Source organism: Methylobacterium sp. PvR107, assembly GCF_017833295.1.
GTDB lineage: Bacteria > Pseudomonadota > Alphaproteobacteria > Rhizobiales > Beijerinckiaceae > Methylobacterium.
On the sequence record NZ_JAFIBW010000001.1, the window covers coordinates 2,527,188 to 2,548,180 of the forward strand.

Here is a 20,993-nt window from a genome sequence, read left to right on the forward strand (position 1 = left end):
GGAGACGCCGTGCCGCCCTTCCCGACAATTCCGCTCCTGCACGCGGCCTATTCCGACGGCCTCGACCCACGCACCGTCGTGGCTGAGGCCTATCGCCGGATCGCCGCGGTCGGCGATCCCGGCATCTTCCTCGCGCTGGTGCCGGAGGCCGACGCGCGGGACGCCGCGGGGGCGCTGCCGCCCTTCGACCCCGTGGCGATGCCGCTCTGGGGCGTCCCCTTCGCCGTCAAGGACAACATCGACGTCGCCGGCCTGCCGACCACCGCGGCCTGCCCGGACTTCGCCTATACGCCGACCGAGACCGCGCCCGCTGTGATGCGCCTCGTGGCGGCCGGGGCGATCCTGATCGGCAAGACCAACCTCGACCAGTTCGCCACCGGTCTCGTGGGCCTGCGGACTCCCTTCCCCGCCCCGCGCAACGCGATCGATCCGGCCTACGTGCCCGGCGGTTCCAGCAGCGGCTCGGCCGTCGCGGTCGCCCACGGGATCGTCGCCTTCGCCCTCGGGACCGATACGGCGGGCTCGGGCCGGGTGCCGGCGGCGCTCAACAACGTCGTCGGGTTGAAGCCGTCCCTGGGCTCGATCTCCAGCCGCGGCATGCTGCCGGCCTGCCGGACCCTCGATACGCTCTCGGTCTTCGCCGGGACCGTGGCCGACGCCGACGCGGCGTTCCGGGTCATGCTGGGCTTCGACGGCGCCGACCCCTGGTCGCGGGCCCTACCGGTGGCCGCGACGCCCGCCGGCCTCCCTCCGGGCCTACGCCTGGGCCTGCCGGATGCGGCGAGCCTCCGCTTCGGCGGCGACGATTTCTCGGAGGCGGCCTTCGCGGCGACGGCCGCCGATCTCGAAGCCCTCGCCGGTGCGGCAACGCCCATCGATTGCGCGCCGATGTTCGCCGTCGCGGCCCTGCTCTACGACGGGCCCTGGGTTGCCGAGCGCTACGCGGCGATCCGGCCGGTCATGGAGACGCGCCCCGAGATCCTGCACCCGACGACGCGGGCGGTCATCGCCAACGCCGGGCGCCACAGCGCCGCCGACGCCTTCGCGGGCCTCTACAGCCTCACGGAGCTGCGCCGCCCCGCGGACGCGATCTGGGAGCGCGTCGACGTGCTCGCCGTGCCGACCTATCCGCGCCCGCAGACCTGCGCGGCCTTGGCCGCCGACCCGATCGGGCCGAACAGCGAGCTCGGAACCTATACCAACTTCGTCAACCTGCTCGACTGGTGCGCCCTCGCGGTCCCGGGTCGGCCCCGCGCCGACGGCTTCCCCGCGGGGGTCACCCTGCTGGCGCCGCGGGGATCGGACGGGCTGCTCGCCGCCCTGGGCGCACGCCTGCACGCACGTACGGCGGCCCGGATCGGTGCGGGCCCGACGCCCGTGCCGGCGGCGGAGCCGGGCCCGGCGCGGGCCTTGCCCGGCGAGATCGAGCTGGCGGTGGTCGGCGCGCATCTGTCCGGACTGCCCCTGAACCGTGAGTTGACGGAACGCGGTGCCCGTTACCTGCGGACGGCGCCAACCGGGCCGGACTATCGCCTCTACGCCCTGCCCGGCGGGCCGCCGCAGCGCCCGGGGCTGCTCCGGGTGGCTGCCGGTGAGGGCGGCGCGATCGAGACTGAGGTGTGGGCGCTGCCGCCCGCCGCCTTCGGGGCCTTCGTGGCCGGGATCCCGGCGCCGCTCGGCATCGGTACTCTGCGGCTCGCCGACGGGACGGCGCCCAAGGGGTTCCTGGTCGAGGCCGCCGGCCTTGTCGATGCGGCCGACATCACCCGCTTCGGCGGCTGGCGCGGCTACATGGCCGGTCGCGCGGCGGCCTAGGGATCAAGATCAGACGCTTGGTGCCCGCGGCGCGGAGCCGGTTTCGATCCAGGTCGGCCGTTCGGCCGACGATCGATGCCTACCGATGGCGGCAATCGATCGGCCGTCCGCTCCTTCGGCTGGGGGGTCAAGCAGGTTCCGGAATCGCATTGGACAGCAAGCGTTCCATCCGCACTCACAGGCCGCCTGATCCGCTCCTGTTTCGTCTAACCCCACTCGCACTGCCACGCCTGTTTCTACCCGACAGCTGCATCCCCGGAGACAGCCCTGCACCTCGTCGGCCGTGAATGGCTTCGCGATGAACCGTCATTCTCGACCGATCTCGCCCTCGTCCGGCCGTGTCCGTCGGGCGGGTCCAAGCTCGTTCGTCTCAATCGGGCTTGTGAACGGGCGCGCAACACGCGCCGCATGCCGGTGCCGCATCAGCCGATGAGACGGTCACATCTGGCAGACTTCGTCCCATCGAGGTCATTCGATCACTTCGTCAGCCCTGGCGAGGATGCTGGCCGGTATGCTGATTCCCGCCGCATTCGCTGAGGCAAGATTTATCGAAATCTTCAGGCGCAGGGGCTGGTAGAATGGGATGCTCCCGACGTCCGTTCCTCTCAAGATTTGCGAAACTTGTTGCCCGACATGTGCATTCAGGTCAACGAGATCGATATCATGACCTATAAGTCCTCCTCGAACGACATAGTCACGCATCGGATAGAATGCGACGATACGGTGCTCGTTCACCAGTCTGATGATGAGATCCATGTTGTTGAAGTTTTCGACAGCCGTCGTGACCAAGGCCGATTTCGTTTTCTCAGCGGCAGCAGCCACAGCTGCACTGTACTGCGGCTCACGATGCGGACTTTCCACAGGAGGACCGATCAGTTGAAGCCCGGCCTTCTCGACAGCCGCTTGCACACTCGATCCCAAGGGACTTTCCCAGAGGGTACGGGATGTGAGCTGGAAAACACCTCGCGTATCCGGAACGATTTCTCTCAAAAACTCGATGCGCTTTTCAAATATTTCAGGACTAGAGTTGACCATAATTCCAGTGACGTTGCCTCCAGGATGAGCCAGGGAGCGGGCCAGCCCGTACGATACCGGGTCACTCGTCAAAGCGACGATCGGAATGCTTGTGGTCGCATCTTTAATCAATTTCGTCATGCGATCTGAAATGGACATTATGATATCGGGGCGCCATTTGACGACTTCCTCAGCAGTTGCTTTGTAGTTTTCCGATATACCACCGCCGTCGAACCGACCCACGATCAAGCTGCTTCCCTCTTCGAAGCCAGATTTCGAAAGCTCGTCGAAAAATGCTCGAAAATTAGGGCTTTTCTCCCTCGTCATCAGGCTCGTTGATCGATCAGGATGCACAATCGCGAGCTTATAGGATCGGAGAGGCTGAGCCCGAACCATGCATGTCGACGCGAAAAGCGTCGCACCCGCCGCAAGGAATCGACGCCGTTTCATTCTTCCCTCCCTCCGATACATATTTAGTAATGAAGGCCGGTTCTGCAGTGTCTAGGCAAATTGGTAACGACAGGTGCAAAGTGCTAAGTGCATACGCGATCGAGCCGAGGGTGCCTCCTCGCGCGGCAGCGTAGCGGCCTCGATCCGAAGCGCTCCGGAACAGCGGGGGATCGGCAAGATAAAGATCCTGCACGACCCCGCGAGCATGGGGCAGGCGTCGCAATAGATCGTGGAAGCCAGCAGCGGATACTTCCAAGTTCTGGGAAGGAGCGTGAGCGGACGGGGCGGCATCGTCCGCTTCGTCTCGAAGATGCCTTGATACGGACGGGCAAGCCTTCGTCCGAGGCCGACCGCGTCAGCGGGTACCAGGCGTCAGATGTTGGCCACGCGCAGGCTGTCGCTTCCGATCCGGTATCCCGTCGAACCCTTCCGTCGATGCGGGCCGCTCCGTCATCACGCGTGCCGCGCAGTGGCCCCGAAGCGCGCCATCGGCCGTCGTGGCACCGACCGCGCTTCGTCGCTCTGCTCGCAAGGACGGCGGCAGAGCCCTCGACCGACGCCGTCCGGGACCGCTCCAGGCCTCAAGCACCGGCGGGCTCCGATCGCGACCGGAGGCCCGTCCCTGCCGCCCCTCACGCGAGCAGATCGTGATGCGCGGGGTGCCGGCGCAGCCACGCGCGGGCGTACCCGCAGTGGGGCACGATCCGTTCACCGCCGGCCCGGGCCCGCGCCACGACGCCCGCCATGAGCCTGTCGGCCGCTCCGGTGCCGCGGAGGACGGGCGGGGCGTAGACGTGGCTGATGAGGAGCTGCCCCACTTCGCGGCGATACGTGGCGAAGGCGACCTCGCCGCCGACCGCCAGCTCGAAGCGGCTCCGGTCGACATTGTCGCGCACCACCTCCGTCATCCACATCTCCCGAACCCTAAATTGCCTGGACGTTTCCTGCAGCGGCGCCCTGGCCCAGGAACGTCGGGCTCCGGAGCAAGGTTTCTCCGCCCGCGCCGGTCTCGGCGCTCCCCGCTACGATGGGGTCTGTCGGACTCGTCGCCGCCCGTCGGATCGATGAACAGCCGCACCAGATCCGGTTCACGGTCGCGGTCGCATCCTCCTGTCATCCGGCCCGGTAAGCCCGGGGCCAGGGTTGTCAGGAGATCGTGTCATGAAGCGCTCCAGGATGTTCGGGATGGCCGCGGTGCTGGCGGCAGGGTTTGCCACCGCCACGGCGGCCAATGCGGCGCCGTTCGGATACGGCCCGCCGGATGGCGGCGTGCGGTTCGAACGCGTGGCCGGCGGCTGCGGCCCCGGCTTCCACCCGAACCCGTGGGGCCATTGCCGGCCCAACGATCGCGGCTGGGGCTATGGCGGACCGCGCGGCCCCTATGGCGGCCGGCCGGGCTACGGATATGGCGGGTACGAGCGTGGCCCCGGCGGCTACGACGGCCCGCGCCGCTCCTACGGGGGCTGGTGACCGTCGCCGTCGGGCGGGGCGTCGGGGTGCCAGCCTGACAGCCCCGTCCAGGCCTCGCGGATGAAGGCGAGGCGGCGTTCGGCCCGCAGGGGATCGGTGCCGGCGACCTGCTGGAGCACCGCCGCCATCGCCTCGGGGCCACCCAGGGCTGCGGCGGCCTCGCCCTGGCGGCGCATGGCGGAGCGATGGGCCTTCATCGCGGGCCCGGCCTTCGGGCCGGTCTCGATCGCCTCCAGGACCGCGACCAGCGCCGCCACGATCGGTGCAACCTCCCGCCACGTCGGCACGGGTGGGTTTTCGGGCGCGACTGGCCGCGGCCCGCTCGGCGGCGGGACGGTGAAACCGGTGGTCAGCGGACGCTTCATGGCTGGACTCCTCAGGCGACCAAGATGAGCCGATAACCGGCCGGTGGACACCCGCGGGGGCGCATGACCAGGCACTCATGGAGGAAGCGTTCCGGCGAGGAAGGCCTGTCGCGCCACATCCTGCCCAATGCCGGGACGATGGTCGGCGTGTGCACCACGTTGATCGGCCTGGTGAAGATCGTCGAGGGGCGCATCGGTCCGAGCCACGTCGACGAGGCTGCCGCACTGACGGCCATCCTGTTCCTGGTCAGCGCGATCGCCTCCTACCTGTCGATCCGCCTGGAATCCGAGAGCGACCTCGCGATCCGCCTGGAGCGCTGCGCCGATATCGGCTTCGTCCTCGGGCTGATCAGCCTGTCGGTCATCGCGATCCTGTTCGCCTACGAGACGATCTAGCGAGCGGCGGCCCGGCCCGTCCGGATGTCCCGTCGTGTCACGCGTGTTCCAGAACACGTCGGCCCTGAAAGCTTAGGCATACATCGGTTTCACCACGCGAACACAGTCGCGAACCCGATGGAGGCCACGATGACTTGGACGAACCGCATCACCATTGCCGCCACGCTGATCGGCGGCGCGATCGCGCTGGTGACCTATGCGCAGGCCCTGAGCCTACCCGCGCACTTCGCCTGACGCCGCACGTCCGGGAGACCGTCTTGCCACGGCCTTCCGGGCGTCACAGGGGTTGAGCCCGCTGAGGACACCGCGCCATGAACGCGATCAGGGATACGACGGCTTGGATCGGCCACGCGCTCGCCGGGATGGCCTATGAGGTCTTCCTGAGCTTCGGTCCGCTCGCGGCGCCGATGGCTTCCGAAGGATCCGTCGCGCCGAGACGATGCCAGGATGAAAGCCGTCGTGAGACCGGGAATGGCCTCTGACGGACTGGCCTGACCATCCGTCGGCTGCCCTTGCCCGCCGCCTCCGTATCGCCAGGACCCTGCCCTGGCGACCGGCACGTCGGACGCCGCCGGATGCACGGACAGCCCAGTTCACCGCGCCGCCGGGCTTCGATAAAGGGTGGCGGGACCGTTGAGCCTCGCAGGAATAGGACCCGTCATGTCGGCGCGCGCGCTGGTCCTGTTCCCGGACCCCTGCCTCTCTTGTCCGGCCTCCCCGGTCGATAGTTTCGGGCCGGACCTGAAGGTCCTGGCCGACGATGTACGGGACGCGCTCCGGACCGCGAGCGCCCTCGGCCTGACAGCCCCGCATATCGGCGTGCCCGCGCGCGTCATGGTGATCCGGATGTCGCCGGATCAGGAGCCGCGCGCCTACGTGAACCCCACGATCCTTTGGGCGTCCTCCGACCTGGCGACGCATGAGGAGGGCAGCGTCAGCATGCCGGGCGTCCGCGAGCGGATCACCCGGCCCGCGCGCGTCCGGTTCGGCTACAGCGACCTCGACGGATCGGCCCACGAGGAAGAGGCGGACGGCTTCCAGGCCGCGGTCATCCAGCACGAGATCGATCAGCTCGACGGCGTGTTCTGGATCGATCGCCTGTCGCGCCTGAAGCGGGATCGTCTCCTCAAGCGGTTCGGCAAGCTGAAATCGGCGGCGGCGCCCTGAAATCCCGATCGGTTGTTTCGTTAGGTTAATGAGCGGCGCGCGATCTCGGCATACGCCCGGATCGAAGATGACGTTCGATGGAATTGCCGCCATGAGCACAGATATCATCGACCTCGATGATCAGACGGCTTGGCTCGTCCAGCACCTTGCCATCAACGGGCCTGCCTCGGCCGAAGCGGCGACGGCCCTGACGATCGAGAAGCTGCGTCGATTGGAGGATCTGGCGCGACACGCAGGGGCCGACCGGCAGGCGTTCCAGAAGATCCTGTCGGCGCGCCGGGTGCTTGGCGACCGTGCCGATCTGGGCCGGGCGCCGCCTTTCGGCGAGAGCGCTATCGCGATCAATCTCATCCCGGAAGCGCTGCAGCTTCCCGACGCCGGGACCGGACCGACGGTGTGAACTGCCCGTCGCGCACCAGGCGGCGATGCCGGGAACACCGGCGTCGCGCGATGTTCATTGGGCGAGGCGCCGGATTTCCTTCGGGCGCGAACTCGCGTTGCGTCTCACGCGGTATCCATGGCGGGCGCGTCCGCGAGACCTTCGGCCTGCAAATGCAGCGTTCCGCGACGTCATCCCACACCGGCAGCTGATCTATAGCGGACCGATCGACGCGTATTTCGACGGCCGGTTCGTGCGCCTGCCCTACCGCAGCCTCCGGTTCGTCCACACCACCCCGGACGTCACCCGTCACCAGCCGGTGGCGGCGGTGAACTATCCGCAGACCGAGGCCCACACGCGGATCACCGAGTCGAAGCATCTCACCGGGCAGGAGCACGTGCTGACGTCGCTGACGTTCGAGTATTCGAGCGCCGAGGGTGATCCGTACTATCCGATTCCGAGGCCCGAGAACCAAGCCCTGTTCAAACGCTGCGAGCGCCTCGCGCTCACCGAGCGGAACGTGTGGTTCGTCGGCCGGCTCGCGACCGATCGCTACTACAACATGGACCAGATCGTCGGGCAGGCCCTGGCGACCTTCCGGCGGATCGACGCCCAGTTGGGGCACCCCGCCTCCGGCTCCGTGCGGATAAAGCTCCGGCCTTCGGCGACCATCCGGTCGCTCAAGTCTAGAACGGCCGATCGGCAGGGCGGAAACCGCGCCACGCCAGCTCGGTCGTCCGGCGTTCAAGAGCGGCCGGAGCCGAAGCCCGGCCGCGCCTGCAGCCCTGTCGCGCGGCCCGCTCAGAAGGCGCGGTTACGCGCCGGATGCGGGTTGCCGTAGCGGCGGCGCAGGTAGGACACGACCTTCGGGAGAAGGAAGGCGATCAGGATCTTGCGCATCGGGGCTGGCTCGCATCGCGGGTTCGTGAGCGGGCAATGCGCCGGATACATCGCGGTTCCGCGTAGGGCGCAGGATCAGAGTTCCAGCGTCAGGGTCACCGGCGCGTGGTCGGATGGGCGCTCCCAGGCGCGGGCCTCGCGCAGCACCTCGACCTTGCGGACGGTCCCGACGAGGTCCGGCGACACCCACAGGTGATCGAGGCGCCGTCCCTTGTTGGCGCCCGACCAGTCGGGGGAGCGGTAGCTCCACCACGTGTAGATCTTCTCCGGCTCCGGCGTGAGATGGCGCGCCGTGTCGATCCAGCCCGCCTCCCCGCGCAGGATCTCGAGCGCCTCCGTCTCCGCGGGGGTGTGGCTCACCACGTCGAGGAGCTGCTTGTGCGACCAGACATCGTGCTCCAGCGGCGCGACGTTGAGGTCGCCCATCAGGATCGCCGGTCCGGAGACGCGCTTGCCGCCCCACGCGCGCAGCTCGGCCAGGAAGTCGAGCTTGTGGGCGAATTTCGGGTTGAGGTCGCGGTCCGGCACGTCGCCGCCAGCCGGCACGTAGAAATCGTGCAGCACGATGCCCGAGGCCGCCCCGGCCTCCGGCCCGAGCACCGCCGAGATGTGGCGGGCATCCGCCCGCTCGCAGAACCCCATCACGCTGCGGGTGTGCAGGGGGAAGCGCGACAGGATCGCGACGCCGTTGTAGCCCTTCTGGCCGGCGAACATCACATGCTCGTAGCCGGAGCCGCGCAGGGCCTTCAGCGGGAAGGCGTCGTCGGGGCACTTGGTCTCTTGGAGGCAGAGCACGTCCGGCTTGTGCGCGGCCAGGAAGCGCAGCACCAGGTCGATGCGCAGGCGCACCGAGTTGATGTTCCAGGTGGTGACGGTGAGTTGCACGGGCGGCGCTTGGGTTCGGACGGCGTTGCGTTCCGATAGCCGATTTCGCGGCCCGCGACAGTCCGCTCACCGTCGGTGGGGCAAAAGGCCGTGCGCGCTTGGCCCGCAGGCGCTATGTCCGGGGCTTGCCCTGTCCCGGGCCCCTCGACGAGGCCCTGCCATGGCACATGCCCGTTCGCTCCTGTTCGCCGTCTACTGGGCGGCCTGGACGACCCTGTTCCTCGCGCCGCTGGCGATCTTCCTGCTGTCCGGCTCGCCGCAGCGGCCGATCCGCCGGGCGACGCGGCTCTGGGCGCGCGGGATCCTGGGCGGGCTGCGGCGTATCGTCGGGCTGCGTTACGTCGAGGAGGGCCGCCAGCACCTGCCGGCCGAGCCCTGCCTGATCGTTGCCAATCACCAATCGACCTGGGAGACGCTGGCCTTCCTGGTGCTGGTGCCGGACGTGGCGATCGTCGCCAAGCGGGAGCTGCTGGCGATCCCGGTGGTCGGATGGTTCCTGCGGCGTTCGCCGATGATCGTCATCGACCGGGGCAACGGCACCCAGGCGCTGCGCACCATGATCGACGAGGGGCGCGCCGCCGTGAATGCCGGCCGGTCGATCCTGATCTTTCCCGAGGGTACCCGCGGCGGCATCGCCGCGCCGCTGCGCTTCAAGCGCGGCGTCGAGCTGCTCTACGGCCGGCTCGGGCTGCCGGTGGTGCCGGTGGCGCTCAATTCCGGACTGTTCTGGCCCGGCGGCACGGCGACCCGGTCCGGCACGGTGGTGGTGAGCTACCTCGCCGCCGTCGCCCCGGGCCTGCCGGCCGCGGAGTTCCTGCGCTGCACCGAAGGGGCGATCGACCGGGAGCTCGACCGCTGGCGCGGCGCCGCCCCCGGCGGGATCGACGCCAAGGCGGCGTGACGGCCCGTCACTGCTTCGTCTGCTGGATCTGCTGCTGCATCGCCTTGTCCTCGGCGCGGCCGTAATTGATGAAGAACAGGCTGCCGTCGACACTCTTGCCCTTCTGCAGGTTCGAGAGCGTCACCGTGGTGATGTAGCCCTGCGGATCGGTGATCCGCCATTGCGACAGGGTCTTCATCTCGGAATCGAAGAACAGCTGGATCTTCGAGGTGCCCCCGAGGGTGGCGCGGTCCTCCAGGCTGATGCGCACGCCGCCCGGATCGTTGGCCACGTCGGTCACGGTGAGGTCGCGGGCGAGGTCGATCTTCTCGCGCAGCAGGAATTTCAGCGGCGTCTGGGTGATGAAGTAGAGGTCCTGGGTGTTGAGCTTGCGGTCGCGGACCGCCACCGAGGTGCCGTCGGCGACGACCTCCAGGGGCGAGGGCTGGTCGTAGTCGAAGCGCAGGCGGCCGGGCTTGGCCAGCGTCAGCTTGCCGCCGATCCGGCGCCCGTCGGCGCCGATCTGCATGAAGCTGCCCGTGAGGGTGTTGATGCCGTTGAAATAGGCGTTGGCCTGAGCGAGCAGCGTGGCGGGATCCGCCGAGTCGCCGGTGACGATCGCGGTCGGCGCGCCGACCGCCGCGACCTTCGGCTCCGGGGCCTTGTGGTCGGCCTTGTCGCCGCCCTTGGCGGGCTTGGCGCTGCCGGCCTTCGCGTCCTTGCTCGCTTCCTTCGCCTTGGGGGCCGGCTTCTTGGCCGGCGCGGGCGCTGCCGGGGCGGTCTCCGGCTGCGGGGCGGGTTCCTCCTTGTGGCCGAACAAGCTGTCGATGAAGGCGCCGACCTGCGCGTCGGCCGGGTTGGCGGTCGCGAGCCACAGCCCGGCGGCGATCAGGGAGCCGGCTGTGCGGATGCGGCGGCCGATCATCGGCAGAATCTCCTGGGGAACCGCGGGCAAGCTCCGGCGGCGAAACAGAGGTGTGCGGGCCGCTGCGGACGCCTGACCATCCCCTCGCCCTTGCGCGCGGAGCGAAGCAATCCAGGTGCGCCACGCTTACCGATGTCGCGCTGTCCTGGGTTGCGTCGCTCCGCGCGCAAGGACGGGGCGGGTTTCGCAGCGGCCCGTTAGAACCCCGCCCTGTGGCGAAGATGCGACGTCCGGGCCGCCCCCGTGGGAAGCGGCCCGGACAGCGTGTCACTCGTCGTCGTACATTCCGGCCGAGCTGTGCGACGCCCCGGCGACCAGGATCTCGCGCTTGCCGGCATGGTTGGCCGGGCCGACGATGCCCTCGATCTCCATCCGCTCCATGATCGAGGCGGCGCGGTTGTAGCCGATCTGCAGGCGGCGCTGGATGTAGCTGGTCGAGGCCTTCTGGTCGCGCAGCACCACCTCGATGGCCTGCTTGTAGAGGTCGTCGGACTCGCCGCCGGTCGCCGCCGCGAAGGCGCCGATATCGAAGACGGGGGCGTCTTCCTCGGGCTCGTCGGAACGCTCGGACTTGTCGGCAGTCGCCGCCTTGCCCCGGCCGGACCGGCCGCCCTCCTTGGTGGGCTCCTCGGACGCGTCGTCGGCGGTGACGGCGTCGAGGTAGCTGGGCCGGCCCTGGCGCTTGAGGTGGGCGACCACGCTCTCGACTTCGCTGTCCGAGCAGAACGGCCCGTGCACGCGGGTCGTGCGCCCGCCGCCGGCCATGAACAGCATGTCGCCCTGACCGAGCAGCTGCTCGGCGCCCATCTCGCCCAGGATCGTGCGGCTGTCGATCTTGCTGGTCACCTGGAAGCTGATCCGGGTCGGGAAGTTCGCCTTGATCGTGCCGGTGATCACGTCCACCGACGGCCGCTGCGTCGCCATGATCAGGTGGATGCCGGCCGCCCGCGCCATCTGGGCGAGACGCTGGATCGCGCCCTCGATGTCCTTGCCGGCCACCATCATCAGGTCGGCCATCTCGTCGACCACGATCACGATGTACGGCAGCGGCGCCAGGTCCATCGCCTCGTCCTCGTACACCGCCTCGCCGGTATGGCGGTCGAAGCCGGTCTGGACCGTGCGCGTGATGGTCTCGCCCCTGTCGCGGGCCTCCTTCATGCGGGCGTTGTAGCCGTCGATATTCCGGACGGCGATCTTGGACATCTTCTTGTAGCGCTCCTCCATCTCGCGCACGGCCCATTTGAGGGCGATCACCGCCTTCTTGGGGTCGATCACGACCGGGGAGAGCAGGTGCGGGATGCCGTCGTACACGGACAGCTCCAGCATCTTGGGATCGACCATGATCAGGCGGCACTCCTCCGGCTTGAGCCGGTAGAGCAGGCTGAGGATCATGGTGTTGATCGCCACCGACTTGCCGGAGCCGGTGGTGCCGGCGACCAGGAGGTGGGGCATGCGCGCGAGGTCGGCGATGATCGGCTCGCCGCCGATGTTCTTGCCCAGACACAGAGCCAGCTTGTGCTTGCTCTCGCCGAAATCGGCCGACGCGAGCAGCTCGCGCAGGTAGACGGTCTCGCGGGTCTCGTTCGGCAGCTCGATGCCGATGACGTTGCGGCCGGGCACGACCGCGACGCGGGCCGAGACCGCCGACATGGAGCGTGCGATGTCGTCCGACAGGCCGATCACGCGGCTGGACTTGGTGCCGGGGGCGGGCTCGAGCTCGTAGAGGGTGACGACCGGGCCGGGCCGCACCGCCAGGATGTCGCCGCGCACGCCGAAATCCTGCACCGTCTGCTGGAGGTTGAGGGCGTTCTGCTCCAGGACGTCGGCATCGACCTCCTCGCTGCCGCCGGGGGCCGGCAGGGCGAGCAGTTCGAGGGACGGCAGCTCGTAATCGGCGTTCTCGATCGGCGCGATCTCGAGGTGGCGGCCGGCCGGGATCAGGTGCGCCCGGGACGCCACCATGGGGAGCGCGGACGGAGCGGGCGCGGGCACGGCGACCTCGACCATCTCGACCGCAGCCGCGACGGGCTCGGCCGCGACCTCGACCTCGGCCGCCATCGGCTCGGGCTGCGGCGCCAGCTTGCCCCGGAGCAGGACCGGGCGCGGGGTCATCGGGATCACCACGCGCTCCGCTTCGGCGCGCTCGGCGATCGGCGTGGCCGCAACCGGAAACGGGACCATCTCGGGCTGAGCCTGCGGCGCCGGCGGGACCGGGCTCGGCTGGCCGCCCGCACGGATCGCCGCCCGCGCCGCCATGGCGCTGAGAACGGGGGCGCGGCGCGGGGCTTCCGGCTCGGCCGCAATGCCGGGGCCGAAGACCAGCGACAGGCCGGACGATGCCGGCGTGGCGGACGGCAGGAACGCGCTCCGGATCGCGGCGGCCTCCTCGGTGCGCTGGCCGGACTCCGTTCCGTTATCCTGCCCGTCGGCGGGCCGCGGCGGCTGATCGAACCGCACGAGCCGGTCGAGCACGTAGACCGGCCGCGGCGGCAGCGAGCGCAGGTGCGAGACGTCGAGGGGCATCGACACGAAGCGCTCGTCGGAAGCCGCCTGCGCGGTGATCTCCCCCAAGGCCGGTGCAGCTACGGCGGGCTGCGCCTCCAGGGCGGACCAGGCGTCCACGGACGACCAATCGGCGCCCTCGAACCAGGGCTGGACCTCGGACCAGTCCGGCAGGTCGGACCAGTCACGAGCCGGTACGGCGTCCTCGGCCGCCTCCGCGACGACCGGCATGGCCGCCACCGGGGCGATCACCGCCGTGGACGCGGCGAGCTCGACGGCGGGCCGGACCGGGCGGCGGTCCGGCGTGCGGAAGAAGCGGACGCCCGGCGGCGCGACGAAGGGCTGGCGCCACAGGGGCACCGGCTCCGCGTCCGGCGCGCCGGCTTCGGGCATGTCCGGCGGGGCGAACGCGCGCTCGGCCTCCTCGGAGGCGATCCGGGCATGCTCGCTGCGCTCGCGCTCGGCCTCGTCGCGGGCCGCCCGCTCGGTCTCCTGAGCGAGGGCGGCCGCTTGCGCATCGGCGCGGGCGCGCTCCAGGGCGACGCGCTCGGCCTCGAGGGCGCGCTGGCGGCGCTCCTGCAGCACCGAATCGGGCGTCCGGGTCCAGCGCACGGCCGAAGGCGCGGCCGGAGCCGGTGCGGGCGCGGAGGCCGCCGCATGCTCCGGCGCGATCGCAGCGGGTCGGCGCGGCTGACGCACCAGCACGCCCGGCGAGGAGGCGCTGCGATCGATTCGGCTCTCGACGACGGGTCCGTCCAGCGCGTCGAGGCTCGCCCGGTCGTCGAAGACCTCGGCCGGCCATTGGGGCTCCGACGGAGCGGCGCGCGGGGTGCGCTCCGCGGATTCGCGGCCGACCATCGCGGCCGGCGCGGTGAGCCAGCTCGGCTCCGCCCGGCACCCGGGGACGCCGTAGGACGGGCGCGCTGGCACGCCGGCCGGGGAGCCGGACAGGCGTCGGGTGAGGCTGGCGCGGAGCGCCATCAGCCGGTGCGCAAGGGCTCCCAGGGAGAGGCCCGAGCGGTCGCCGCCGCGGACGGGGCGAGCGGGGTCACGGTGGGAGTACGGAGGCCGTCCCGATGCGCGCATGGGTTCTCGAACGATACTCGAAACAGGGATCCGCCGACGCGCGGCGGCTGTCCCTGAGTTAGGCCATTCGTCGTTAATGGAGGCTTGCCGCGCGCCCATCTGGCGGAAACCATGTGGGGGTCCGGACCTGTCGGTCGCCTCCTGCATGCCGGAGCGCCGTAGGCGAGCCCGGGATGACGCGGAGGCCGTGAAAGGCCGATGGAGGCCAAACTCCGTCCCGCCGCGTTGACCGGCGTGACGCGGCGCTGCCACCACCCTGCCGCGTCCCATATGATACCCGCAGCCACCCCTCATCCGGACAGGTGCCCGTGTCGCAAGCCACCTCCGAATCGCCGACGCGCTTCCGCTCCCTCTACCGCCACGGCTTCGCCCGCGTCGCCGCCTGCACCGGCCGCAGCCACCCGGCCGAGCCCGAGCGCAACGCCGACGTGATCCTCGACCTGGCCCGGACCTGCCACGGTTCGGGGGCGGCGCTGGCGGTGTTCACCGAACTCGGCCTCTCGGCCTACGCGATCGAGGACCTGCTCCTGCAGCAGACGCTGCTGGACGCGGTCGAGGCCGCAGCAACCCGGGTGATCGCCGAATCGGCCGATCTCCGGCCGCTCCTGCTCGTCGGCGCGCCGCTGCGCTGGCGCCACCGCGTCTACAACTGCGCCCTGGCGATCCAGGGCGGCCGCCTGCTCGGCGTGGTCCCGAAAACCTTCCTGCCGAATTACCGGGAGTTCTACGAGAAGCGCCATTTCGCCTCCGGCGCCGGGATCAGTGGCGAGACCATCCGGGTCGCCGGTCACGAGGTGCCCTTCGGAACAGACCTGCTGTTCCCCGCCGAGGAACTGCCGGGCCTCGTGGTCGGGGTGGAGATCTGCGAGGACCTGTGGGTGCCCGAGCCCCCCGGCATGCGCGCGGCGCTGGCGGGCGCCACGGTGCTGGCCAACCTCTCCGGCAGCCCGATCACCGTGGGCCGGGCCGAATCGCGGGCGCTCCTGTCGCGGGCCGCCGCGATGCGCGGCGCCTGCGCGTATGTCTATGCCGCCGCCGGCCAGGGCGAATCGACCACCGACCTGTCCTGGGACGGCCAGACTAGCATCGACGAGCTGGGCGTCCGTCTCGCCGAGGGCGAGCGCTTTCCCGTAGGCCCGGTGACGACGCTGGCCGATATCGACCTCGACCTGATCGCCCAGGAGCGCCTGCAGGCCGGCAGCTTCGACGACGACGCCCGGCGCCACGCCCTCGCCTATCGTCGCGTCGCGTTCAGGCTCAGCCCCCCGGAGGCCGATATCGGGCTGATCCGGCGGATCGAGCGCTTTCCCTTCGTGCCGGCCGATCCGGCGCGTCTCGCACAGGATTGCTACGAGGCCTACAACATCCAGGTCGCCGGCCTCGCCAAGCGCCTGGAGGCGACCGGCACCCGCAAGGCCGTGATCGGCGTCTCGGGCGGACTCGATTCGACCCACGCGCTGATCGTGATCGCCAAAGCCTTCGACCGCCTCGGCTATCCGCGCTCGGACATCCTGGCCTACACGCTCCCGGGCTTCGCCACCTCCAACGCCACCAAGACCAACGCCCACGCGCTCATGAAGGCGCTCGGCTGCACCGCCGCCGAGATCGACATTCGCCCGGCGGCCAAGCAGATGCTCGCCGACATGGGCCACCCCTACGCCAAAGGCGAGGCAGTCTATGACGTGACCTTCGAGAACGTGCAGGCGGGCCTGCGCACCGACTACCTGTTCCGGCTCGCCAACCATGCCGGCGGCATCGTGGTCGGCACCGGTGACCTCTCGGAACTGGCGCTCGGCTGGTGCACCTACGGCGTCGGCGACCAGATGAGCCACTATGCGGTCAATGCCGGCGTGCCCAAGACCCTGATTCAGCACCTGATCCGCTGGGTGATCGGCAACGGCGAGGTCGGGCCGGACGAGGCGCGCACCCTCCAGGCGGTCCTCGACACCGAGATCTCCCCCGAACTGGTGCCGATGGACCAGGACGACAGCCCGCAGAGCACGGAAGCCACGATCGGCCCCTACGCGCTGCAGGATTTCAACCTGTTCTACACGCTGCGCTACGGGTTCCGGCCGTCGAAGATCGCCTTCCTGGCGCTGCATGCCTGGAGCGACAAGGAGAGCGGTTTCTGGGCGCCGGACTTTCCCGAGACCAAGCGGGTCGCATACGACCTGCCGGAGATCCGTCGCTGGCTCGGTGTCTTCCTGACCCGCTATTTCGGCTTCAGCCAGTTCAAGCGCTCGGCGCTCCCGAACGGGCCGAAGGTCTCGGCCGGCGGCTCGCTGTCGCCGAGGGGCGACTGGCGGGCGCCTTCGGACGGGTCCGCGCGCATCTGGCTCGAGGAGTTGAACCGAAACGTCCCTGAAACTTGACCGTCACAAACTCGACTGATTGTGCCATTATGAGCACGGTCAAGCCGATTCTTCGCAATGCAAGATCTTGTATTGGGAAAATTTGGCTTGAGGGCGGCCAGGCGGAGGACTTCGGATGCGAAGCTACAACCTGTTCCAGCTCAGAAGCGTGGAGGGCCTCTGCTGCGCGGTGCCGGAGGCCAGCAGTGTCCCGCCCTTCATCGGTGCCGGCCGCTGGACCTTTGGCGGCAAGCTCTGCGACGGCAGCCGGCAGCCGCTCGACTTCGACGACAGGGCCGCCGACACGGCCGTGCGCTTCAACGGCTTCTACCTGTTCCAGACCGTCGACCGGCGCTTCATCGTTTGAGGGGATAGCGAGCCGGTCCGGCGTGCGTTCCGGAGCCGTCCTCATGGGTGCGCCCGCGGCACATCGATCTGGACGTCGGATCCGCCGTCCGTGTGATGCCTCGGCACGACGGCGGCTCTGGATCCCGGGCGCCGCTGCGCGGCCCCGAGATGACGCGGGAGCAGCCGGCTCGGGCGGCTTCTCACAGGCCGGCGGAACGGGACGCTGTGCGGCTTGCCTCTCCCGCACCAGTCACTGAGATCACACAGCCCCTGCGCGGGTGTCTTCGGCCCTGCGGACGAATTCCCTAAGCGATTACGGGTGCTGCGCGTCGATGGGCGTCGCGCCCTGCCCGTCGCCGCCCTGCACCCGGACCCGCTGTGCGGCCTCCTCGGCGGCGGCGCGCTCGGCGGCAGCCTTCTCGGCAGCGGCCTTGTCGGCCGCAGCCTTGAGCGCCGCGGCGCGGGCGCGGTCCATCTCGATCCGGGCGCGGCGGCGCTGCCGCTCCACCTGATCCGCCTCGGACAACTCGATCGTCTCCAGCTCGCGCTGCAGCACGAAGGCGGCGAGCCCGTTCGACAGGGCGCCGACATCGAGACTCCGTTCGGGCGCGGCGAGCGGCCCCGTCAGCCCGAGCTGGACGGCCGGCGGCCCGGCATTCCAGCCTCGGGGCACCGGGCCGCCGGCGAGCGTGCCGCGGGCGTCGAGCCGGCCGGCACGCAGGTCGTAGCCGACCGTGCCGGTCCAGCGCGCGGAGCCGAAATCGATGTCGAGGGGGCCGGCCCGCAGCACGCCGCCGACGATGGTGGCCGCGGCGCGGGCTGGCCCGCGTGCCTGCGCGCCACCTTTCGCGAGTTCCTCGGAGACCAGGGCCTGGAGCCGCCCCCCGCGCAGCGGATCGTCGATCTCGGCCGCCCGGGCCAGGGCGCGTCCGAGCCCCGCGGGATCGGCCTCGGGCACGCTCAGGTCCTGGAGGGTGAGCGTGCCGCTCCCCGAGAGACCCTCGTCGAGACCCGTCAGCGTCTCCGCATTGGTGGAGACGCGCAGGTCGGCGCTCAGGCGGCCGCCGACCGGGCCGCCCCCGGCGAGCGCCGGGATCGCGGCCGCGTCGATCGTGCCCTCGCCGGTGATCGCCGCGGCCGCCCCGAGCCGGGCAATCGTGGCCGAGCCCGCGATCCGTCCACCGGCGAGCTTGGCCGTGAGGTCCCGCAGGGTCAGGCTCGTGTCGGCCAGCCCGAGGGCGACGGAGGCCTCCGTCGCCACGAGGCCGCGCCCGAGATCGAGGCTGGCGATCCGGGTATCGAGGGCGGCGGACGGGTGCGACGGCGGCGTCGAGAACCGGCCGTTCGCCTCCGTCGGAAGCAGGAGCGCGGCGGCGAGCTGCGGCAGCGACAGGCGGTCCAGGCCGAGACGGCCGCGCAGGGCCCCGCCCGGCGCCCGCATCAGCGTCCCGGTCACGCCCGACCCGGCGACCTTGCCGGTGAGGGCGGCGATGCTGTCGCTCTTGTCCCGCGACAGGGTGACGGTCAGGTCCGCCGGCCAAGCGCCCGGCTGGAGGCGCGCGGCCCCGGCGAGCGTCAGGAACGGAGCGAGGTCGGCCGTGTCGGCCCGGATCTCGCCGCCGGTGGGCACGGCGTCGGCCCCGATCTGGACCGGCCGGCCGGTCGCGATCCGGAGGCCCGCCACCGTTCCGTCGATCGTGAGGGCGAGGGCGCCGGCGCCTGGTCGCTCGGCCTTGAGGTGAAGCTCGGCGGGACGCTGCAGGCCGGCGATGTCGGTCCGCCCGAACCACAGGCCGGCCCGCGGGCTGGTCAGGGCGGCGGTGCCGCCCTCGATCCGTGTCCCGCGGCTCGCCAGGATCAGGTCGAGGGTGCCGCCGCCGGCACTGCCCTTCGCCTGGGTGCGCAGGGCCTCGGAGGCCACGCCCTCCCGGTCGAGGGCGACGGCGAGGTCGAGGGGCGCGTCCCGCAGGAAGGCGGGGAGCAGGCGGATCTCGCCGACCCAGACCCGTTCGAGCAGGCCGAGCAACGGCGCCGCCACCGGGGCCTTCAGGCGCCCCGACACGCGGCCGGTCCCGTCCGCGCCGATCCGGCCGGAGAGCGTGGCGCTCGCGCCCGCGAGGTCGGTCACGTCGAGACTGTCGACCGCGAGGCCCGCGCCGTCCGACTGGATGCGCGCCGCGATGGTGCCGTTTCCGGAGCCCGCCGCCCCGAAACGGACGTCCCGTGCTTCCAGGGTCAGGGCGAGATCGAGATCGCGCAGGCTCCCCAGCGTCGTCCCGAGGGGCGGCAGGCCGGCGATGTCGATGCCGCTCGCGCGGATCTGCGCCTCGAACCGCCCGCGCGTTCCGGCCTCCGCGGCGGTGTAACGGGCATTGCCGGTGATCCGCGCCGGCCCGAGGCCGAGCCGGAGGTTGCGCAGCGACAGGCTCGCCGCATCGGCGGAAACGTCGGCGGCGGCTTCGATCCGGCGGCCGTCGAGGAGCGCGGTCAGGGGGCCGTCCAGGCCGAGGCGGCGTAGGTAGCGCCCGAGCGCCTCGGAATCCGGCGCGGTCAGCGCCACCGGCCCGGTCAGGCGGAACGGCGCGGTCTCGACCTGCCCGCTGACGCTGACGCTCGAGTCCGCCGGCCCGGTCACCGCGAGGCGGCGCAGCAGCAGGCCGCCCGCGCGCTCCAGGGTGCCGGTGAGCGCGAGATTCGACCATTCCTCGCCGCCGAGCACGGCGCTGCCGACCGCGAGATCGAGGTCGAGCATGGCCGGCAGGCCCCCGGCCCAGCTCGGCAGGCCGCGGGCGATCAGGCTCTGGCCCTCGGGCGAGGCCAGGAACGCGTCGAGGTCGAGGCGGCGGGCCTCCAGGTTCAGGCCGGCGCGCCACTGGCGCAGGTCGAGGCGGCCGCTCCCGCCGAGCCGCAAGGCGCGGCCGCCCGGATCGATCGCGAGATCGACGTTCTCGAATCGCACCTGGGTGCCGCGGGCCTTGAAGGCGCCGCCGATCGAGAACGGCAGGTAGGCCCCGGCGGCCTGGGTCGGCGGGCCGACCACGAGGCGGGCGGAGCCTTCGGCCTCCACCGAGACGGCCCGGCCGGATTCCGCCGGGACCAGGCCGAAGCGTGCGTCCGCCTCGAACCGCGGATGCGCGTCGCCGCCGCCCGAGATCTTCGCGGCCAAGCGCCCATCGGACCCCGGCGTGCCGCTAACGGCGCGGAACGGGATGCCGCCGCTCGTTCCCTCGACGCGCCAGGGCCCGATTAGCGCCGGCGCCTGGAGGGTCAGGTCCTGGACGTAGAGCTGGTCGGTCCGGCCGGTGGCCGGCACCTGCGTGGTCACGAGGAATTGCTGGACGTGCAGGGCCTCGATCGCGAAGTCGCGCGCGCGCAGGGCTTCGCCGAAGTCGCCCGGCAGCTTCAGGGCGTCGGGGCCCGCGAGCGGGAGCTTGATCTCCGCCCGGCCGATCCGGGTCTCGGTGAAGCGGAACTCGCCCTTCAGGAGCGGCGCCAGGGCGATCTCGGCCTTGACGAACCGGGCGTCGAGCGTGGGTCGGTCCGCGTCGGCTCCGAGATGCAGCCGGTCGACGCGCAGCCGGGGCGACGGCAGCAGGCGGACTTCGATCCGGCCGTCGGTCCGGGCCGGCACCCCGAGGGAACGGGTCATCGCCCGCTCGACCAGCGCACGATGGGCCTGCCAATCGACGAAGGGGGGGACGGCCAGCGCCGCCACGAGAACCAGGATGACGGCGCCCGCCAGCGCGGTCAGAAGATCACGCAATGGTCCCGTTCCGCACCATCTCTGCGCGAGGCCGCGACCTCGCCGTGCCGCCGCGCCCCGCGTGCCCCCGCGAGTCAGTCGCCACGGCCATAGCACGATAAGTCCCGGCGGGCGCCAGCGGCGATGCCACCCCGGCGGCAGCGCCGTCGTTCCGGGGCGCCGCAGGCGAGCCCGGAACCCAGAGCCGCCAACGGTGGCTGGATTTGCTTCACCTGCGGATCTGGATTCCGGGCGCCGCTGCGCGGCCCCGGAATGTCGGGGCGCTGTCGTGGGAGGCGCCGAGAGGACGATCCAAGG

Annotated in this window: 16 protein-coding genes and 1 pseudogene; 10 read left to right on the forward strand and 7 right to left on the reverse strand. The window is 70.8% G+C overall.

Annotated features, from left to right (window positions below):
* The first annotated feature begins 9 nt into the window (after positions 1-9).
* Complete coding sequence (gene atzF / locus JOE48_RS11810; protein ID WP_210029981.1) at positions 10-1,815, forward strand: allophanate hydrolase; 1,806 nt, start codon at positions 10-12, stop codon at positions 1,813-1,815.
* Between the two features lie 468 nt (positions 1,816-2,283).
* Here the strand turns inward: atzF and JOE48_RS11815 are convergent, their stop codons facing one another.
* Together JOE48_RS11815 and JOE48_RS11820 are read right to left on the reverse strand one after the other, a co-directional pair.
* Positions 2,284-3,156: an ABC transporter substrate-binding protein gene (locus JOE48_RS11815; protein ID WP_210029982.1), complete on the reverse strand. Its 873-nt coding sequence runs from the start codon at positions 3,154-3,156 to the stop codon at positions 2,284-2,286.
* A gap of 755 nt (positions 3,157-3,911) precedes the next feature.
* Positions 3,912-4,187 (reverse strand): GNAT family N-acetyltransferase, encoded by a 276-nt coding sequence (locus tag JOE48_RS11820; protein ID WP_210029983.1) that lies wholly within the window; start codon positions 4,185-4,187, stop codon positions 3,912-3,914.
* A 253-nt stretch (positions 4,188-4,440) separates the two neighbouring features.
* Here JOE48_RS11820 and JOE48_RS11825 point away from each other — a divergent pair, with 253 nt between their 5' ends.
* On the forward strand, positions 4,441-4,749 hold the full coding sequence (locus JOE48_RS11825; protein ID WP_210029984.1) for a GCG_CRPN prefix-to-repeats domain-containing protein: 309 nt from the start codon (positions 4,441-4,443) through the stop codon (positions 4,747-4,749).
* On the opposite strand, the gene JOE48_RS11830 is transcribed toward JOE48_RS11825, so the two are convergent.
* Positions 4,734-5,114: a hypothetical protein gene (locus tag JOE48_RS11830; RefSeq protein ID WP_210029985.1), complete on the reverse strand. Its 381-nt coding sequence runs from the start codon at positions 5,112-5,114 to the stop codon at positions 4,734-4,736. The two genes, JOE48_RS11825 and JOE48_RS11830, sit on opposite strands and share 16 nt — an antisense overlap.
* Positions 5,115-5,177: 63 nt before the next feature.
* Between JOE48_RS11830 and JOE48_RS11835 the strand changes: the two genes are divergently transcribed.
* The 5 genes and pseudogenes from JOE48_RS11835 to JOE48_RS30265 all read left to right on the forward strand — a co-directional run.
* Positions 5,178-5,510: a hypothetical protein gene (locus JOE48_RS11835; RefSeq protein WP_210029986.1), complete on the forward strand. Its 333-nt coding sequence runs from the start codon at positions 5,178-5,180 to the stop codon at positions 5,508-5,510.
* A gap of 311 nt (positions 5,511-5,821) precedes the next feature.
* Entirely contained in the window at positions 5,822-5,992 is a 171-nt protein-coding gene (locus JOE48_RS11840; protein ID WP_210029987.1) for a hypothetical protein, read from the forward strand.
* Between the two features lie 178 nt (positions 5,993-6,170).
* Positions 6,171-6,677 carry a peptide deformylase gene (locus JOE48_RS11845; RefSeq protein WP_210029988.1) on the forward strand — a complete coding sequence of 169 codons (507 nt, stop codon included), beginning with the start codon at positions 6,171-6,173 and terminating at the stop codon, positions 6,675-6,677.
* Positions 6,678-6,705: 28 nt separating this feature from the next.
* Complete coding sequence (locus JOE48_RS11850) at positions 6,706-7,077, forward strand: hypothetical protein (protein ID WP_210029989.1); 372 nt, start codon at positions 6,706-6,708, stop codon at positions 7,075-7,077.
* A 163-nt stretch (positions 7,078-7,240) separates the two neighbouring features.
* Positions 7,241-7,669 (forward strand): annotated as a pseudogene (locus JOE48_RS30265) (UDP-galactopyranose mutase); the annotation flags it as partial.
* Between the two features lie 362 nt (positions 7,670-8,031).
* Here the strand turns inward: JOE48_RS30265 and xth are convergent.
* Positions 8,032-8,841: an exodeoxyribonuclease III gene (xth, locus tag JOE48_RS11860; RefSeq protein ID WP_210029993.1), complete on the reverse strand. Its 810-nt coding sequence runs from the start codon at positions 8,839-8,841 to the stop codon at positions 8,032-8,034.
* 160 nt (positions 8,842-9,001) lie between these two features.
* Here xth and JOE48_RS11865 point away from each other — a divergent pair, with 160 nt between their 5' ends.
* Positions 9,002-9,742, forward strand: a complete 741-nt coding sequence (locus tag JOE48_RS11865) for a lysophospholipid acyltransferase family protein (RefSeq protein ID WP_210029994.1) — start codon at positions 9,002-9,004, stop codon at positions 9,740-9,742.
* A 7-nt stretch (positions 9,743-9,749) separates the two neighbouring features.
* On the opposite strand, the gene JOE48_RS11870 is transcribed toward JOE48_RS11865, so the two are convergent.
* Both JOE48_RS11870 and JOE48_RS11875 read right to left on the reverse strand, forming a co-directional pair.
* Positions 9,750-10,646: a LolA family protein gene (locus JOE48_RS11870; protein WP_210029995.1), complete on the reverse strand. Its 897-nt coding sequence runs from the start codon at positions 10,644-10,646 to the stop codon at positions 9,750-9,752.
* 267 nt (positions 10,647-10,913) lie between these two features.
* On the reverse strand, positions 10,914-14,129 hold the full coding sequence (locus JOE48_RS11875; protein ID WP_210029996.1) for a DNA translocase FtsK: 3,216 nt from the start codon (positions 14,127-14,129) through the stop codon (positions 10,914-10,916).
* Positions 14,130-14,542: 413 nt separating this feature from the next.
* Between JOE48_RS11875 and JOE48_RS11880 the strand changes: the two genes are divergently transcribed.
* The gene (locus tag JOE48_RS11880; protein ID WP_210029997.1) at positions 14,543-16,606 is read left to right on the forward strand and encodes an NAD(+) synthase; all 2,064 of its coding nucleotides are present in this window, start codon (positions 14,543-14,545) and stop codon (positions 16,604-16,606) included.
* Between the two features lie 115 nt (positions 16,607-16,721).
* Complete coding sequence (locus JOE48_RS11885; protein ID WP_210029998.1) at positions 16,722-16,952, forward strand: hypothetical protein; 231 nt, start codon at positions 16,722-16,724, stop codon at positions 16,950-16,952.
* A gap of 294 nt (positions 16,953-17,246) precedes the next feature.
* Here JOE48_RS11885 and JOE48_RS11890 read toward each other — a convergent pair whose 3' ends face one another.
* Positions 17,247-20,696 carry an AsmA-like C-terminal region-containing protein gene (locus JOE48_RS11890; RefSeq protein WP_210029999.1) on the reverse strand — a complete coding sequence of 1,150 codons (3,450 nt, stop codon included), beginning with the start codon at positions 20,694-20,696 and terminating at the stop codon, positions 17,247-17,249.
* Positions 20,697-20,993: the final 297 nt, after the last annotated feature.

Excerpts from the sequence above, each read along its gene's own strand:
- JOE48_RS11815 (WP_210029982.1), bottom strand. The coding sequence starts at position 3,156 with ATGACGAGGGAGAAAAGCCCTAATTTTCGAGCATTTTTCGACGAGCTT.
- JOE48_RS11820 (WP_210029983.1), bottom strand. The coding sequence starts at position 4,187 with ATGACGGAGGTGGTGCGCGACAATGTCGACCGGAGCCGCTTCGAGCTG.
- JOE48_RS11825 (WP_210029984.1), top strand. The coding sequence starts at position 4,441 with ATGAAGCGCTCCAGGATGTTCGGGATGGCCGCGGTGCTGGCGGCAGGG.
- JOE48_RS11830 (WP_210029985.1), bottom strand. The coding sequence starts at position 5,114 with ATGAAGCGTCCGCTGACCACCGGTTTCACCGTCCCGCCGCCGAGCGGG.
- JOE48_RS11835 (WP_210029986.1), top strand. The coding sequence starts at position 5,178 with ATGACCAGGCACTCATGGAGGAAGCGTTCCGGCGAGGAAGGCCTGTCG.
- JOE48_RS11840 (WP_210029987.1), top strand. The coding sequence starts at position 5,822 with ATGAACGCGATCAGGGATACGACGGCTTGGATCGGCCACGCGCTCGCC.
- JOE48_RS11845 (WP_210029988.1), top strand. The coding sequence starts at position 6,171 with ATGTCGGCGCGCGCGCTGGTCCTGTTCCCGGACCCCTGCCTCTCTTGT.
- JOE48_RS11850 (WP_210029989.1), top strand. The coding sequence starts at position 6,706 with ATGAGCGGCGCGCGATCTCGGCATACGCCCGGATCGAAGATGACGTTC.
- JOE48_RS11865 (WP_210029994.1), top strand. The coding sequence starts at position 9,002 with ATGGCACATGCCCGTTCGCTCCTGTTCGCCGTCTACTGGGCGGCCTGG.
- JOE48_RS11870 (WP_210029995.1), bottom strand. The coding sequence starts at position 10,646 with ATGATCGGCCGCCGCATCCGCACAGCCGGCTCCCTGATCGCCGCCGGG.
- JOE48_RS11875 (WP_210029996.1), bottom strand. The coding sequence starts at position 14,129 with ATGGCGCTCCGCGCCAGCCTCACCCGACGCCTGTCCGGCTCCCCGGCC.
- JOE48_RS11885 (WP_210029998.1), top strand. The coding sequence starts at position 16,722 with ATGCGAAGCTACAACCTGTTCCAGCTCAGAAGCGTGGAGGGCCTCTGC.